Source organism: Streptomyces sp. NPDC002032, from assembly GCF_042890765.1.
GTDB lineage: Bacteria > Actinomycetota > Actinomycetes > Streptomycetales > Streptomycetaceae > Streptomyces.
In genome coordinates, this window is record NZ_JBIASM010000007.1 from 113,384 (window position 1) to 129,524 (window position 16,141).

Below are 16,141 nucleotides of genomic sequence, written 5' to 3' on the forward strand. Positions count from 1 at the left end.
GCCATGGAAAGCAGCAGCACCGGTACGGGCACGGGCGGCGCACGCCGCCAGGCCACCCGGCAGAAGCTCTACGAAGCCGCCGTCACCCTCATTGCCGAGCAGGGGTTCTCCGCGACCACGGTCGACGAGATCGCCGAGCGGGCGGGGGTCGCCAAGGGCACCGTCTACTACAACTTCGCGAGCAAGACCGACCTCTTCGAGGAGCTGCTGCGGCACGGGGTCGGTCTGCTGACCGCCTCGCTGCGGTCGGCGGCGGGGGAGACGGAGGAGCGCGGCGGGACCCGGGTCGAGGCGCTCGACGCCATGATCCGGGCGGGGCTGGTCTTCATCGACCGCTACCCGGCCTTCACCCAGCTCTACGTCGCCGAGCTGTGGCGCACCAACCGCGCCTGGCAGTCCACCCTGATGGTGGTCCGGCAGGAGGCGGTGGCCGTCGTCGAGACCGTCCTGCGGGAAGGGGTCGAGCGGGGCGAACTCAGCCCCGAGATCGACGTGCCGCTCACGGCGGCGGCGATGGTGGGCATGGTGCTGGTGGCCGCGCTGGACTGGCAGGCCTTCCAGAGCGAGCGGTCGCTGGACGACGTCCACTCGGCGTTGTCGCTGCTGCTGCGGGGGCGGGTCAGCGGGAGCCGGTGACCCCCCGGTCGGCGGTGCCCTCCGGGGGTGGGGGCGGCGTAGAACTGAGTATCCGTACCTAGTCGCACAGATGAGTACGCGTACGGATGGCTCCGGCCTGCGCGGACAGCAGACTGGGAGCATCGGGCGGGCACGCGGCCCGCACCGCGGACACGGGGCCGCGGAGCGGACCGGGGGCCGGCGTTTCCTTTTCTGCCGCGCCGCTCGCACCGTTCAGCGCCGCCGCCAAAAACCAGCCTCGCCGGCGTTTGAGGCGCGGGGGTGCGGGGGCTGGCCCCCGGAAACGGCCCGCACACGACCCATCACAGCGCCTCGACGCCGCCCGTACGCCCCGGCGCGGGTCACCACATGGCGCTCCGCGCCCGCGCCTCAAACGCCGGCGGGGCTGAAGTTGCTCACCCCGGTCGGTAAAACCAGCCCCGCCGGCGATTGAGGCGCGGGGGTGCGGGGCCGGGTCAGGGGCGGCGGAGGGGGAGGTGGGTGCGGAGGTGGGTGGTGAGGCGGGTGGTGAGGGCGGTGGCGGCGGCTACGCGGGCCGAGGCGGCCCAGGCCAGGCGGGCCGCCGAGCGGGGCAGGAGGAGCGCGCGCAGGCGCCCCCGGCGGGTGAGGGAGGCGAGCAGGGCGGTGCGGGCGCGCAGGACGTCCGCGGACAGCCCGGGGTACGAGGCCTCCGCGCCGGGCGGGGCGTACAGCTCCCGCTCCACCGCGCCCGCGACCCGGTGCACAGCCTGCGCGGCCTCCGCGTCCAGGCCGCCCAGCCGCACCACCCGCTCCGCCGCCCGCCGGGGCGACAGCGCCCCGTCGGGCGGGATGCCCACGTCCCAGGCGGCGTCACCGAGCTCCCGCCAGGCGGCCGGCACCCCGCCGGAGGCCAGCCGCCGGTCGCGGACCCGGCGGCGCCACACCAGCGGGAGGAGCGGCAGGCCCAGCACGACCAGCGCCGCCGCGCCCCAGCCGAGGACCGCCCCGGCGGAGACCCCACCGGAGCCGGCCCCGAGGTCCTGCTTCGGCGCCGCGCCCCCGCACTCGCCGAGCTTCTTCAGCTCCGGCGGGCAGGCGTCGTTCTGCGACGGGGCCGCCGAGGGCGCCGCCGCGGACTGCGAGGGCAGCGCGGACGGGGCCGACGGCTGCGGCGCCGGGACGTCGGTGCGGCTGTAGTCCGGCACCGAGATCCCCGACCGGGGCGTCGGCTCGAAGCGGGTCCAGCCCACGCCCTCGAAGTACAGCTCCGGCCAGGCGTGCGCGTCCCGCATCGAGACGTTCACGCTGCCGTCGGACTGCTTCTCGCCCGGGGTGAAGCCGACCGCCACCCGCGCCGGGATGCCCAGCGTGCGCGACATCGCCGCCATCGAGAAGGCGAAGTGGACGCAGAAGCCCTCCTTGTCGGCCAGGAAGCGGGCGATGGCCTGCGAACCCGTCCCCGAGGACACCTTCGTGTCGTAGCGGAAGCCGCCGTTCACGGCGAAGAAGTCCTGGAGCCGGACGGCCCGCGTGTAGTCGTCCTGGGCGCCCTGCGTCACCCGCCGGGCGGTCTCCGCCACCACCGGCGGCAGGTTGTCCGGCAGCTTGGTGTACTCGGCCTGCACGAACGGGTTCGGGCCCGGCGCGGCCTGGAGCTGCGCCGCCGTGGGCCGCAGCAGCAGGCTGCGTACGGTGTACTGCGCGCCCTGCACGTTCTGGAAGCGGTCCTTGCCGAGCTGGTCGCCGACCAGGGTCCGGCCGACCGGCTCGTAACGCCACTTCCCGGCGATGTCCACCTGCGTCGCCGGGTACGGCATCGGCAGGTAGCGCTGGGCGTACGTCTCGGCCGCCGAGACGGTGGTGCGGATCTCCGCCGCGCTCCCGCGGACCTGCTCGCTGAGCCCGGACGGATTCGGCAGCCGCTCCGGCACGTCGGTCAGCGGGCGCCCGGAGGCCTCCCACTTGACCCCGTTGAACTCGTCCAGCGCCAGGATCCGCAGGTACTGCTCGCCCAGCTGCGGGCTGTCCGTGCGGTACTTGAGCACCACCCGGTTGTCCTGCGCGTTCAGGCTGCTCTGCAGCGACACCAGCGGGTTCACCGCCGAGATCGTGCCCCCGCCGCCCGCGACGGCCGAGTCCTCGCCGGGGGCGCCGAGCACCCCGCCGCCCAGCGCCGGCAGCACGGCCGGCACCGCCAGCGCCAGACCGAGCGCGACCGCGCCGATGCGGCGTCCGGTGCGTACGGGCGCCAGGGCCCGGCCGCCGCCGCTGCCCGCGCCGCCGCCGTACCCCGAGGCGGCGGACACCCGTGAGCTGGGGGCGGCGCCGAAGACCCGGCCCCACTGGGCGAGCCGGTCGCGCCCCTCCGACAGCAGGAGCAGCAGGTAGCCCGCGCCGGCCAGCAGGAAGGCGAACCAGGATCCGCCCTGGCCCGCCGACAGCCCGGCCGCCACCGAGTACAGCGCCAGCAGCGGCAGCCCGGCCGACGCGGCCGTGCGCAGCGTCACCGCCAGCACGTCCACCAGCAGCCCGATCAGCAGCACCCCGGACAGCAGCAGCAGCCGGATGCCGTCGGAGAGCGGCGCCGGTATGGCGAACTCGCCCACGTCCCGTACGCCGCGCTCGAACAGTGCCCCGAAGTCGGTGACCAGGAAGGCCAGCGGCCCGCTCCCGGTGGACTCGCCCTTGCCCGCGAAGAGGAACGCGAGCACCAGCAGCGACACCAGCAGCTGCGCGGCGACCGTCAGCGGGCGGGCCAGCGGCACCCGCCGTGCCCCCGCTCCCACCGCGGCCTGAAGGCACAGCAGCAGCGCCGCCTGGATCAGCCAGCCGGAGGTCTCCACCAGCGGCGCCAGCGACCAGGAGGTCAGCAGCGTCGCCAGGACGCCGAAGAGCGTCACGCGTGCCCGCCCGCTCATGCCGGCCCCCCCACGGTTCCGGTTCCGGTGGCGAGCGGGATGTTCCCGCCCTGCCGCCACAGCTCGGCGAAGGCCGCGCCGGGCGGTACGGCCAGCGCCGTCCAGCCCGCCTCGCGCAGCCCGCGCAGCCGCTCCTCCACCCGCGAGGGCTCACCGGCCCAGGTCGCGGAGTCCAGTACGAACGCCACCGCTGCCGCGCTGCGCTGCCGCATCCGGGCCGCCATTTCCGTCTGTACGTCGTCCAGGTCGCCGAAGAACGCGATGAGCAGGCCGTCCCCGCCGGAGCCGAGGCCCGCTCCCGGCCCGCGTACGGCTTCGAGGGCGCGGGAGAGTCCGGAGCCGTCGGAGTGGCCGACGACCGCGAGGGTGTCCATCATCAGTCCGGCCGCCTCGGCGGACTCCTGCCCGCCGGCCGAGAAGCCGCCGCCCTCGCCGGGCACGGAATCGCCGGTGTCGGTCAGCAGCCGCACCGAGAAGCCCTGTTCCAGGACGTGCAGCACGGTGGAGGCGGCGGCCGAGACGGCCCATTCGAAGGCCGAGTCGGGGCCGGCGCCCTCGTAGGCGGCGCCCCGGGTGTCCAGCAGGACGGTGACCTTGCTGCGCTGCGGGGTCTCCTCGCGGCGCACCATCAGCTCGCCGTAGCGGGCGGTGGAGCGCCAGTGCACCCGGCGCAGGTCGTCGCCGCGCCGGTAGGTGCGGGGGATCACGTCGTCGTCGCCGGCCAGGGCGAGCGAGCGGCGGGCGCCGTCGCCGTAGCCGTTGGCCTCGCCGGTCATGCGGACCGGGGGCAGGGGCACGGTGCGCGGGACGACGGTGAGGGTGTCGTAGGTGCTGAAGGAGCGGGTGAGCTCGACCAGCCCGAAGGGGTCGCTCAACCGCAGCTGGAGCGGGCCGAGCGGGTAGCGGCCGCGCAGGTCGGAGCGGACCCGGTAGGAGACCTCGCGCAGCCCGGCCGCCTCGACGCGGTCCAGGACGAAGCGGGGCCGGGGCCCCAGTACGTAGGGCACCCGGTCCTGGAGCATCAGCAGTCCGGTGGGGACGCGGGAGACGTTCTCCAGCCGCAGCAGGACGCGGGCCTCGGAGCCGGCGGCCACCCGCTCCGGGGTGAGCCGGCGGGTGGAGGTGACCCGGTAGCGGGTGCGGTGCAGGGCGAGCACGCAGATCAGCGGCAGGACGACGAGCAGCAGGCCGACGCGGAGCAGCTGGCCCTGGCCCAGGACGTACGCGCACGCGGCGGCGGCGGCGCCGGCGGCCAGGAACGAGCGGCCCCGGGTGGTCAGCCCGGCCAGTGAGGCGCGCAGCCCGCCCGGATCCCTGACCTCCCCGCCGGCGCCGCGCGGGGCACCGGCGCCCATCAGAAGCCCCGGATGCCCGCGCCGGGCGGCATCTCGCCGCGGGCGTGCGCGGCGGGGACGGGGGTGCGCTGGAGGATGTCGTGGACGACCTGCTCGGCGGTGCGCCGGTTGAGCTGGGCCTGCGCGGTGGGCAGCAGCCGGTGCGCGAGGACGGGCGCGGCCAGCTGCTGGACGTCGTCGGGCAGGACGTAGTCCCGGCCGGCCAGGGCCGCGGAGGCCTTCACGGCGCGCAGCAGGTGCAGGGTGGCGCGGGGGGAAGCGCCCAGGCGCAGGTCCGGGTGGCTGCGGGTGGCGGAGACCAGGTCGACGACGTAGCGGCGGACGGGCGGGGCGACGTACACCTCGCGGACCGCTTCGATCAGCTTGACGACCTCGTGGGCGTGCGCGACGGCGGCGAGGTCGTCCAGGGGGGAGACCCCGCCGTGCACGTCGAGCATCTGGAGCTCGGCCTCGGGGCTGGGGTAGCCGACGGAGACGCGGGCCATGAAGCGGTCGCGCTGGGCCTCGGGGAGCGGGTAGGTGCCCTCCATCTCCACCGGGTTCTGGGTGGCGACCACCATGAACGGGCTGGGCAGCGCGTAGGTGGTGCCGTCGATGGTGACCTGGCGCTCCTCCATCGACTCCAGCAGCGCCGACTGCGTCTTGGGCGAGGCGCGGTTGATCTCGTCGCCGATGACGATCTGCGCGAAGATCGCGCCCGGCTTGAACTCGAACTCGCGGCGCTGCTGGTCGTAGATGCTGACACCGGTGATGTCGGAGGGCAGCAGGTCGGGGGTGAACTGGATGCGCTGCACCGAGCAGTCGATGGACTTGGCGAGCGTCTTGGCCAGCATGGTCTTGCCGACGCCCGGCACGTCCTCGATCAGCAGGTGCCCCTCGGCGAGCAGCACGGTCAGCGCGAGGCGGACTACCTCGGGCTTCCCTTCGATCACGCCCTCGACCGACTGCCGGATCCGCTCGGCCGTGCTGGTCAGATCAGCGAGGCTCGCTCGGTCGTCGTACGTGGTCACCTGGTTCTCCTCGGCCCTTTCCCAGGGCCGACGCTCTTGGCGCATGAACCGGCCCACCCCGAAACACGGACGCCGTTCCGGAGGGGATCCGGGGGGCGTCTCCACGCATTCTTGACGCCCTCACGGCCCGGTGTCACTCAAGAGGCGGGATCGATCTCCCGCAGGAGCCCGGTGTGCACGTCGAAGACGAAGCCTCGCACATCGTCCTTGTGCGGCAGGAAGGGGTTCGTGCGAACGCGCTGCATGGACTGGCGGACGTCCTGGTCGACGTCGCGGAAGGCCTCCACGGCCCAGGCGGGACGCTGGCCGACCTCGTCCTCCAGTTCGTGCCGGAAGTCCTCGGTCAGGCTTTCGAGACCGCAGCCGGTGTGGTGGATCAGTATCACGGCGCGGGTGCCGAGGGCGCGCTGGCTGATGGTGAGCGAGCGGATGGTGTCGTCGGTGACGACGCCACCGGCGTTGCGGATGGTGTGGCAGTCGCCGAGCTCCAGGCCCAGGGCCTTGTGCAGGTCGAGACGGGCGTCCATGCAGGCGACGACCGCCACGTGCAGGACCGGGCGGGCGTCCATGCCCGGATCGGTGAACTGGGCGGCGTAGCGGCGGTTGGCCGCCACCAGCCGGTCGGTGACGGAGGCGACGCCGGATGCCGGGGTAGCGGAGCTGGCGGGCAGGGATGCGGAAGTCGTCATGGGTACGACGTTAGTGGTCACGGGCCGGTACGGCACTGAGGGAGAGGGGACAAAGAACGTCAACGGACCTTGTTGTGAGCTAACCCACAGGGGTGAGGCGGGGGCCGCCGACCGGGTGATTCGGGGGTCCCGCGGGTTCCCCCGGAGGGGGGCGCACCGGGCGCGGGGCGGTTCGTTGACCGGGGCGGGCGTTGCACTAAAGTGGCGCGAACCGGCCGGAGCCCGGCCCTCACCGGCCGCCCGGCCCCCTGGTAAAACTCCGCGTGCGCGGCGCGGCGTACGCCTGCCGCGCCGTTATCTGAGAGGGCGCTTTGACTAGCGAGTCCCGACATGTCCCGGTGATGCTCCAGCGGTGCCTGGACCTGTTGGCCCCGGCGCTGGAGAGGCCCGGGGCCGTCGTCGTCGACTGCACCCTCGGCCTCGGCGGCCACAGCGAGGCCCTGCTGACCCGGTTCCCCGAGGTGCGCCTGATCGGCCTCGACCGCGACAAGGAGGCCCTGCGGCTCTCCGGCGAGCGCCTCGCGCCCTTCGGGGAGCGGGCCACCCTCGTCCACGCGATCTACGCCGACCTCGCCGAGGTGCTCGACGGCCTGCGGATCCCGTCCGTCCAGGGCATCCTCTTCGACCTCGGCGTCTCCTCCATGCAGCTCGACGAGGCCGACCGCGGGTTCGCCTACGCGCAGGACGCGCCGCTCGACATGCGGATGGACCAGACGACCGGGATCAGCGCCGCGGAGGTCCTCAACACCTACGCCCCCGGCGAGCTGGTGCGGATCCTGCGCCAGTACGGCGAGGAGAAGCAGGCCAAGCGGATCGTGTCCGCGGTGGTGCGCGAGCGCGACAAGGAGCCCTTCGGCAACAGCGCCCGGCTGGTGGAGCTCATCCGGGACGCGCTGCCGCAGGCCGCCAAGCGCACCGGCGGCAACCCCGCCAAGCGGACCTTCCAGGCCCTGCGCATCGAGGTCAACGGGGAGCTCTCCGGTCTGGAGAAGGCCATTCCTGCGGCGGTCGACCGGATCGCGGTCGGCGGGCGGATCGCGGTGCTCTCGTACCACTCGCTGGAGGACCGCCTCGTCAAGCAGGTCTTCGCGGCGGGGGCCACCTCCACGGCGCCGGCCGGGCTGCCGGTCGTACCGGAGAAGTACCAGCCGAAGCTGAAGCTGCTCACGCGCGGCGCGGAGCTGCCGACGGAGGAGGAGATCGCCGAGAACCGGCGGGCCGCCCCGGCCCGGTTCCGCGGTGTCGAGCGCATCCGCGAGGCGCGGCTGTGACCCCGGCGGGCCGCTCCGGGGGCGGCAGGGCCGGCCGGGCTGCCCGCCTCGTCCGGGTGCGGCCCGCCGCCGCGTCGGCCGGGCAGGCGGCGCGGATGCCGTTCGTGCTGCTGGTGGTGGCGCTGCTGGGCGGCGGGCTGATCAGCCTGCTGCTGCTGAATTCGGCGCTCAACCAGGGGTCGTTCCAGCTGACGAAGCTGAAGAAGGAGACCACCGCCCTCACGGACGAGCAGCAGGCGCTCCAGCGGGACGTCGACGGGTACTCGGCCCCGGACGCGCTGCAGCGGCGGGCGCGGGAGCTGGGGCTGGTGCCGGGCGGCAGCCCGGTCTTCGTCGGCGCCGACGGGAAGGTCGCCGGCACCCCCGCCGTGGCGGAGGCGCCGCCGCCGCCCACGCCCTCGGCCGCCGCGCCGGGTCCGGCGCCCTCGGCGTCGGCGGCTCCGACGCCGTCCGGGGCGCCGTCCGGGGCCCCCGTACCCCCGCAAGCCCAGCCGCAGCCGAGCCAGACCCCTGGAAGGTGACGTCGTGACGCGGATCCCCGCCGGGGCCCTCCCCGCCCCGCCCTTCGCCCGTTCCCGGGGGGTGCGGTGAGTCCTCAGGAACCGCCGCGGCGCCGGGTGCCCGGGCCGGCCCGGGCCCGGGCCGCCGGCCGCCCCGCCACCGGCCGCCCCGCCGCCAGCCGCCCCGCCACCCGGCGCCCCGCCGCGCAGCGGACCCCGCACACCATCCGGCTCGGCAGCCCCCGGCCCCGGCTGCGCCTGGTCGGCGTCGGCCTGACGCTGGTCATGCTCGCCTTCGTCGTCCGGCTCCTCCAGGTACAGGCCGTCGACGCCTCCGCGTACTCCGCCAAGGCCACCGAGAACCGCTTCACCAGCTACACCCTGGCCGCCGAGCGCGGGGAGATCACCGACCGCAAGGGCGTGGCCCTGGCCACCAGCGTCGACGCGTACGACATCACCGCCGACCCGAAGATGTTCACCCCCCAGGAGAGCAAGGCGCCCGACGCCCCCGAGCAGGCCGCCGCCCTCCTCGCCCCGATCCTCGGCAAGGACGCCGGGGAACTCGCCGCCCGCCTGAAGACCAAGAACACCCGCTACGTGATCCTGGCCCGCCGCCAGACCCCCCAGGTGTGGAACCAGATCAAGGACCTCAAGAAGCTCTTCGCCGACAAGGCCGCCGCCGACAAGAAGAGCAACGGCCCCGGCGCCAACGTCATCGCCGGCGTCTTCAACGAGGTCAGCAGCAAGCGCGTGTACCCGAACGGGAACCTCGCCGCCGGGATACTGGGTTACGTCAACGCCGAGGGCAAGGGCGGCGGCGGTCTGGAGTCCTCCCTCGACAAGAAGCTGGCCGGCAAGGACGGGCAGCTCACCTACGCCCAGTCCGGCGGCCGCCGCGTGCCCACCGCGGGCTCCAGCGAGAAGCCCGCCGTACCCGGCGACGACATCGAGCTGACCATCGACCGCGACATCCAGTGGGCCGCGCAGTCGGCCATCGCCGAGCAGGTCGAGAAGTCCGGCGCCGACCGCGGCTACGTCGTCGTCCAGGACACCCGCACCGGTGAGGTCCTCGCGATGGCGAACGCCCCCGGCTTCGACCCCAACGACCTGACCAGGGCCAGCTCGGCCGCCATGGGCAACGCCGCGCTCCAGGACGTGTACGAGCCCGGCTCCACCGCCAAGGTGATCTCGATGGCCGCCGTGCTGGAGGAGAAGAAGGCGACCCCCGACACCCACGTCGAGGTCCCCAACCGGCTCCACCGCGGCGACCGGCTCTTCAAGGACGACGTCGACCACCCGACCTGGTACCTGACCCTCAACGGGGTCCTCGCCAAGTCCTCCAACATCGGCACCATCCTGGCCACCGGCCAGCTCGGCGCCAGCCAGCCCGAGGCCAACAAGGTCCTGTACTCCTACCTGGACAAGTTCGGCATCGGCCGCCCCACCGGCCTGAACTACCCCGGCGAATCGCGCGGCATCCTCGCCAAGCCCGAGGCCTGGTCCACTTCGCAGCAGTACACGATCCCCTTCGGGCAGGGCCTCTCCCTCAACGCGATGCAGGCGGCCTCCGTCTACTCCACCATCGCCAACGGCGGGGTCCGGATCACACCCACCCTGGTGCGCGGCACGAAGGGCCCCGACGGCCGCTTCACCCCCGCCCCGGCCCCCGAACAGGCCCGGGTGGTCAGCGCGGCGACCGCCAAGACCCTCGCGGAGATGCTCGAATCCGTGGTCGACGACCAGGAGGGCACCGGCACCAAGGCCCGCATCCCCGGCTACCGCGTCGGCGGCAAGACCGGCACGTCCAACCGGGTGGATCCGGCCACCGGCCGCTACAAGGGCTACACCGCCTCGTTCGCGGGTTTCGCCCCGGCCGACAACCCGCGGATCACCGTCTACTGCGCCATCCAGAACCCCACCAAGGGCAGTTACTTCGGCGGCCAGATCTGCGGCCCGATCTACAAGACCGTCATGGAGTTCGCGCTCAAGACCCTCCAGGTCGCGCCCAGCGGAACGGCGCCCGCCGGACTGCCCGTGACCTTCGACCCCGGCCCCCAGCAGGCCGCCCCGAACACCCCGCCGAACACCGCCCCGACCAGCCCGCAGCCAGGTCCCCAGCCCGGCCAGTGAACCGGCCGTCCGGCCAGAAACGCGTGAGGCACCATCAGTGACAACGATCACCCCGAAACCCGGGAACCAGTCGGCCGCCGACGCCCGGGGCGGGCCCTCGCTTCGCGAGCGGCCCGCCGCGCCCGGTACGCTCACCGCCGTGTCCCACGCTGATCAGCCCAGAACCGCCCAGAAAGACGCCCCGGCAGCGCCGCCGGGAGCGCCCCGGCCCGTGTCCGCCCGCCCGACCCCCCTGGGCGCGCTGGCCACCCTGCTGGGCCTCCCTGAGCCAGGCGCCACCCAGGTCACCGGCATCACGCACGACTCCCGTGCCGTGCGCCCCGGCGACCTGTACGCCGCCCTCCCCGGTGCCCGCGCGCACGGCGCGGACTTCGCCGCGCAGGCGGCCGCCCTCGGCGCCGCCGCCGTGCTGACGGACCCGGACGGCGCCGGGCGCGCCGCCGCGACCGGCCTGCCGGTGCTCACCGTCGCCGACCCGCGCGGCCGGATGGGGGAGCTCGCCGCCGAGATCTACGGCCGTCCCGGTACGGGCCTGCTCCAGCTGGGCATCACCGGAACCTCCGGCAAGACCACCACCGCCTACCTCGTGGAGGGCGGGCTGCGCGCGGCCGGCCGCGCCACCGGACTCGTCGGCACCGTCGAGATGCGCATCGGCGACGAGCGCATCAAGTCCGAGCGCACCACCCCCGAGGCCACCGACCTCCAGGCCCTGTTCGCCGTCATGCGCGAACGCGGCGTCGAGGCCGTGGCGATGGAGGTCTCCAGCCACGCCCTGGTCCTGGGCCGGGTCGACGGCTGCGTCTTCGACGTCGCGGTCTTCAACAACCTGAGCCCGGAACACATGGAGTTCCACTCGGACATGGAGGACTACTTCCAGGCCAAGGCGCAGCTCTTCACCGAGCGCCGCGCCCGCCTCGGGGTGGTCAACTTCGACGACGAGTACGGCCGCCGCCTCGCCAAGGAGGCGACGATCCCGGTCGTCACCTTCTCCGCCGCCGGCGACCCGGGCGCCGACTGGCGCGCCGAGGACGTGGTCAGCGGCCACATGGACTCCACCCTGACCCTGGTCGGGCCCGAAGGACAGCGCGTACGGGCCACCGCCCCGCTGCCCGGCCCGTTCAACGTCGCCAACACCGTCGCCGCGATCGTCACGCTCGCCGTCGCCGGGATCGACCCGCAGACCGCCGCCGACGGCGTCGCCGCGGTCCCCGGGGTCCCCGGCCGCCTGGAGCGGGTCGACGCGGGCCAGCCGTACCTGGCCGTCGTCGACTACGCGCACAAGACGGACGCCGTCGAGTCGGTGCTGCGCGCCCTGCGCGAGGTCACCACCGGCAAGCTGCACATCGTCCTGGGCTGCGGCGGCGACCGCGACACCACCAAGCGCGCCCCGATGGGCGCCGCGGCCGCCCGGTACGCCGACACCGCCGTCCTGACCTCCGACAACCCGCGCTCCGAGGACCCCCTCGCGATCCTCGCGGCGATGTTCGGGGGAGCCGTCTCCGTACCGCCCGCCGAGCGCGCCGCCGTCCTCGTCGACGCCGACCGGGCCGCGGCCATCGCCGCCGCCGTCGCGCGCGCCGAGGCCGGGGACACCGTCCTCGTCGCGGGCAAGGGCCACGAGCAGGGCCAGGACACCGCGGGCGTGGTACGCCCCTTCGACGACCGCGCCGTGCTCCGCGCGGCCATCGAGACCCAGCAGCGCAGCGCCCGACAGGCCGAGGTGAACCAGTGATCGACCTCTCCCTCGCCGAGATCGCCGACATCACCGGCGGGCGGCCCCACGACATACCGGACCCCTCGGTGCGGATCGGCGGCCCCGTCGTCATCGACTCCCGCCAGGTGGAGCCCGGCAGCCTGTTCGCCGCCTTCGACGGCGAACACGTCGACGGCCACGACTACGCCGAGCGCGCGGTCGCGGCCGGAGCCGCGGCCGTCCTCGCCGCCCGCCCCGTCGGCGTACCGGCGATCGTGGTCCCCGACGTCGAGAAGGCCCTCGGCGCCCTCGCCCGGGCCGTCGTGGAGCGTCTGGGCACCGACGTGGTGGCGCTGACCGGTTCGGCCGGCAAGACGTCCACCAAGGACCTCATCGCCCAGGTGCTCCAGCACCACGCGCCCACCGTGTGGACGCCCGGCTCCCTCAACAACGAGATCGGCCTGCCGCTCACGGCCCTGAAGGCCACCGCCGAAACCCGGCACCTGGTCCTGGAGATGGGCGCCCGCGGCATCGGCCACATCGCCTACCTGACCGGTCTGACCCCGCCGCGCATCGGCCTCGTCCTGAACGTCGGCACCGCCCACATCGGCGAGTTCGGCGGCCGCGAGGCCATCGCCCAGGCCAAGGGAGAGCTGGTCGAGTCCCTGCCGGCCGCCGCCGAGGGCGGGGTCGCCGTCCTCAACGCCGACGACCCCCTGGTCCGCGCGATGGAGGCCCGTACGAAGGCCCGCACGGTCTTCTTCGGGGAGGCCGAGGACGCCGAGGTCCGGGCCACCGAAGTGCGGATGACACCGGCGGGACAGCCCTCGTTCACACTCCACACCCCGACCGGGTGCAGCGATGTGACCTTGCGGCTGTACGGTGAGCACCACGTGTCGAACGCGCTCGCCGCGGCCGCCGTCGCCCATGTCCTGGGCATGTCCGTCGAAGAGATCGCCACCGCGCTCTCCGCGGCGGGCACGCTGTCCCGGTGGCGGATGGAGGTCACCGAGCGCGCGGACGGCGTCACGATCGTCAACGACGCCTACAACGCGAATCCCGAGTCCATGCGGGCCGCCCTGCGCGCACTTGCCGCGATGGGTGACTCCGCGAGGGCCAGGGGGGGACGTACGTGGGCGGTGCTCGGCCCCATGGCCGAACTGGGCGACGAGGCACTGGCCGAGCACGACGCGGTGGGACGGCTCGCCGTCCGGCTCAACGTGAGCAAGCTCGTGGCAGTCGGGGGCAGGGAAGCGTCCTGGCTGCAACTGGGCGCATATAACGAGGGTTCGTGGGGTGAGGAGTCGGTGCTCGTGTCCGACGCGCAGGCGGCGGTCGACCTGTTGCGCAGTGAACTGCGCCCGGGGGACGTCGTGCTGGTGAAGGCTTCCAGGTCGATCGGCCTGGAGCGGGTGGCGCAGGCGCTGCTCGACAGCGAGGGCGAGGTCGCCGGCCGATGAGGCAGATCCTGTTCGCGGGTGTCATCGGTATGTTCCTCACCGTCATCGGCACCCCCCTCCTGATCAAGCTGCTGGCCCGCAAGGGCTACGGCCAGTTCATCCGCGACGACGGCCCGCGCGGCCACGCCGGGAAGAAGGGCACGCCCACCATGGGCGGCATCTCCTTCATCCTGGCGACGCTCATCGCGTACGCGGCGACGAAGGCCATCACCGGCGAATCGCCCAGCATGTCCGGAATGCTCGTCCTCTTCCTGATGGCGGGCATGGGCGTGGTCGGCTACCTCGACGACTACATCAAGATCGTCAAGCGCCGTTCGCTCGGTCTGCGCGCCAAGGCCAAGATGGCCGGCCAGCTGATCGTCGGCATCGCCTTCGCGGTCCTCGCGCTCCAGTTCTCGGACTCGCGCGGACTCACCCCGGCCTCCACGAAGCTGTCGTTCGTCACGGACTTCGGCTGGGCGATAGGCCCCGTGCTGTTCGTGGTCTGGGCGCTGTTCATGATCCTGGCCATGTCCAACGGCGTGAACCTCACCGACGGTCTGGACGGCCTCGCCACCGGCGCCGCCGTGATGGTCTTCGGCGCCTACACCTTCATCGGCGTCTGGCAGTTCCAGGAGTCCTGCGCCAACGCGCAGACCCTGACCAACCCGAACGCCTGCTTCGAGGTGCGCGACCCGCTGGACCTCGCGGTCGTCGCCTCCGCCCTGATGGGAGCCTGCTTCGGCTTCCTGTGGTGGAACACCTCGCCCGCCAAGATCTTCATGGGTGACACCGGTTCGCTCGCCCTCGGCGGCGCGCTCGCGGGCCTGGCCATCTGCTCCCGCACGGAGTTCCTGATGGCCCTGCTCGGCGGCCTCTTCGTGCTCATCACGATGTCGGTCGTCATCCAGGTCGGCTCCTTCAAGATGACCGGCAAGCGGGTCTTCCGGATGGCGCCGCTCCAGCACCACTTCGAACTCAAGGGCTGGTCCGAAGTCCTCGTCGTGGTCCGCTTCTGGATCATCCAGGGCATGTGCGTGATCGTCGGTCTCGGTCTCTTCTACGCGGGATGGGCAGCAGACAAGTGACCTCCTGGCAGGACAGGAACATCACCGTCGCCGGCCTCGGCGTGAGCGGCGTCAGCGCCGCCCGCGCCCTGGCCGGCCTCGGCGCTTCGGTGACCGTCGTCGACGGCGGCGACTCCGAGGGCCACCGGGCCAGGGCCGCGGAGCTGGAGGCGGCGGGGATCTCCGTACGCCTGGGCGACGCGGCCACCCTTCCCGGGGGCACCGACCTCGTGGTCACCTCGCCCGGCTGGAAGCCCGACAGCCCCCTGTTCGAGGCCGCCGCCAAGGCCGGGGTGGAGGTCGTCGGCGACGTCGAGATCGCCTGGCTGCTGCGCGGCGAGAACGCCGCGCCCTGGCTCGCGATCACCGGCACCAACGGCAAGACCACCACGACCCAGATGCTCGCGTCGATCCTGCGGGCGGCCGGTCTGAAGACCGCCGCCGTCGGCAACATCGGCACCCCGATCATCGACGTGGTGACCGGCGAGGAGACCTACGACGTCCTGGCCGTCGAGCTCTCCAGCTACCAGCTGCACTGGGCGCCCTCCGTACGCGCCCACTCCGCGGCCGTCCTCAACCTGGCCCCGGACCACCTCGACTGGCACGGCTCGATGGACGCCTACGCCGCCGACAAGGGCCGCATCTACGAGGGCAACACGGTCGCCTGCGTCTACAACGTCTCCGACCCCGCCACCGAGGCCCTGGTCGTCGAGGCCGACGTCGAGGAGGGCTGCCGCGCCATCGGCTTCACCCTCGGTGCCCCCGGCCCGTCCATGCTGGGCGTGGTCGACGGGATCCTCGTGGACCGGGCCTTCGTCGAGAACCGGCAGAAGAACGCCCAGGAGCTCGCCGAGGTCAAGGACGTCAACCCGCCGGCCCCGCACAACATCGCCAACGCCCTCGCCGCCGCCGCCCTGGCCCGCGCCTTCGGCGTGCCGCCGCGCGCCGTCCGCGACGGCCTGCGCGACTTCCGCCCCGACGCGCACCGCGTCGCGTACGTGGACGAGGTGGCCGGGGTGACCTACATCGACGACTCCAAGGCCACCAACACCCACGCGGCGGAGGCCTCGCTGGCGGCCTTCGAACCGGTCGTCTGGATCGCCGGGGGCCTCGCCAAGGGCGCGACCTTCGACGAGCTCGTCCGCACGTCCGCCGACCGGCTGCGCGCGGTGGTGCTGATCGGCGCCGACCGGGCGCTGATCGCCGAGGCGCTGGCGCGACACGCGCCCGAGGTCCCGGTCGTCGACCTCGAACGGACCGACACTGGGGCGATGCTCGCAGCGGTCCGGGAGGCGGCCCGGCTCGCGGAGCCCGGCGACACGGTCCTGCTGGCGCCCGCGTGTGCCTCGATGGACATGTTCGCCGACTACAACAAGCGTGGGGACGCGTTCGCCGACGCCGTGCGCGAACTGGCCGCCGAGAGCGCCTAGGTCGATCCGGGGCAGGACTCCTGCCCGACCCGGCTGCTCGCC

Annotated in this window: 12 protein-coding genes; 8 read left to right on the forward strand and 4 right to left on the reverse strand. The window is 73.6% G+C overall.

Annotated elements, in window-relative coordinates; genetic code table 11:
• The first annotated feature begins 3 nt into the window (after positions 1-3).
• Positions 4-636, forward strand: a complete 633-nt coding sequence (locus ACFYYT_RS18425) for a TetR/AcrR family transcriptional regulator (protein WP_351820787.1) — start codon at positions 4-6, stop codon at positions 634-636.
• A 455-nt stretch (positions 637-1,091) separates the two neighbouring features.
• Here the strand turns inward: ACFYYT_RS18425 and ACFYYT_RS18430 are convergent, their stop codons facing one another.
• From ACFYYT_RS18430 to ACFYYT_RS18445, 4 genes are all read right to left on the reverse strand, one after another.
• Positions 1,092-3,515 carry a transglutaminaseTgpA domain-containing protein gene (locus ACFYYT_RS18430; protein WP_388608491.1) on the reverse strand — a complete coding sequence of 808 codons (2,424 nt, stop codon included), beginning with the start codon at positions 3,513-3,515 and terminating at the stop codon, positions 1,092-1,094.
• Complete coding sequence (locus ACFYYT_RS18435; protein WP_351831303.1) at positions 3,512-4,870, reverse strand: DUF58 domain-containing protein; 1,359 nt, start codon at positions 4,868-4,870, stop codon at positions 3,512-3,514. Before ACFYYT_RS18435 ends, ACFYYT_RS18430 begins: the two co-directional genes overlap by 4 nt.
• A complete protein-coding gene (locus ACFYYT_RS18440) occupies positions 4,870-5,880 on the reverse strand; it encodes a MoxR family ATPase (RefSeq protein ID WP_351831306.1) in 1,011 nt (336 codons plus the stop codon). Before ACFYYT_RS18440 ends, ACFYYT_RS18435 begins: the two co-directional genes overlap by 1 nt.
• Before the next feature lie 137 nt (positions 5,881-6,017).
• Entirely contained in the window at positions 6,018-6,569 is a 552-nt protein-coding gene (locus ACFYYT_RS18445; RefSeq protein ID WP_351831310.1) for a carbonic anhydrase, read from the reverse strand.
• Positions 6,570-6,910: 341 nt separating this feature from the next.
• Here ACFYYT_RS18445 and rsmH point away from each other — a divergent pair, with 341 nt between their 5' ends.
• The 7 genes from rsmH (at position 6,911) to murD (ending at position 16,099) form a co-directional block, all read left to right on the forward strand.
• A complete protein-coding gene (gene rsmH, locus ACFYYT_RS18450; RefSeq protein WP_385322781.1) occupies positions 6,911-7,840 on the forward strand; it encodes a 16S rRNA (cytosine(1402)-N(4))-methyltransferase RsmH in 930 nt (309 codons plus the stop codon).
• Positions 7,837-8,361 (forward strand): hypothetical protein, encoded by a 525-nt coding sequence (locus tag ACFYYT_RS18455; RefSeq protein WP_351831316.1) that lies wholly within the window; start codon positions 7,837-7,839, stop codon positions 8,359-8,361. Before rsmH ends, ACFYYT_RS18455 begins: the two co-directional genes overlap by 4 nt.
• A 66-nt stretch (positions 8,362-8,427) precedes the next feature.
• Entirely contained in the window at positions 8,428-10,470 is a 2,043-nt protein-coding gene (locus ACFYYT_RS18460) for a peptidoglycan D,D-transpeptidase FtsI family protein (RefSeq protein WP_388608495.1), read from the forward strand.
• A gap of 37 nt (positions 10,471-10,507) precedes the next feature.
• Positions 10,508-12,202, forward strand: coding sequence for a UDP-N-acetylmuramoyl-L-alanyl-D-glutamate--2,6-diaminopimelate ligase (locus ACFYYT_RS18465; protein WP_351830061.1), 1,695 nt, complete (start codon positions 10,508-10,510; stop codon positions 12,200-12,202).
• Positions 12,199-13,623, forward strand: coding sequence for a UDP-N-acetylmuramoyl-tripeptide--D-alanyl-D-alanine ligase (murF, locus tag ACFYYT_RS18470; RefSeq protein WP_351830063.1), 1,425 nt, complete (start codon positions 12,199-12,201; stop codon positions 13,621-13,623). The genes ACFYYT_RS18465 and murF overlap by 4 nt, the downstream gene beginning before the upstream one ends.
• Positions 13,620-14,690 (forward strand): phospho-N-acetylmuramoyl-pentapeptide-transferase, encoded by a 1,071-nt coding sequence (gene mraY, locus ACFYYT_RS18475; RefSeq protein WP_351830066.1) that lies wholly within the window; start codon positions 13,620-13,622, stop codon positions 14,688-14,690. Before murF ends, mraY begins: the two co-directional genes overlap by 4 nt.
• Positions 14,672-16,099 (forward strand): UDP-N-acetylmuramoyl-L-alanine--D-glutamate ligase, encoded by a 1,428-nt coding sequence (gene murD / locus ACFYYT_RS18480; RefSeq protein ID WP_351830069.1) that lies wholly within the window; start codon positions 14,672-14,674, stop codon positions 16,097-16,099. Before mraY ends, murD begins: the two co-directional genes overlap by 19 nt.
• Positions 16,100-16,141 lie beyond the last annotated feature (42 nt).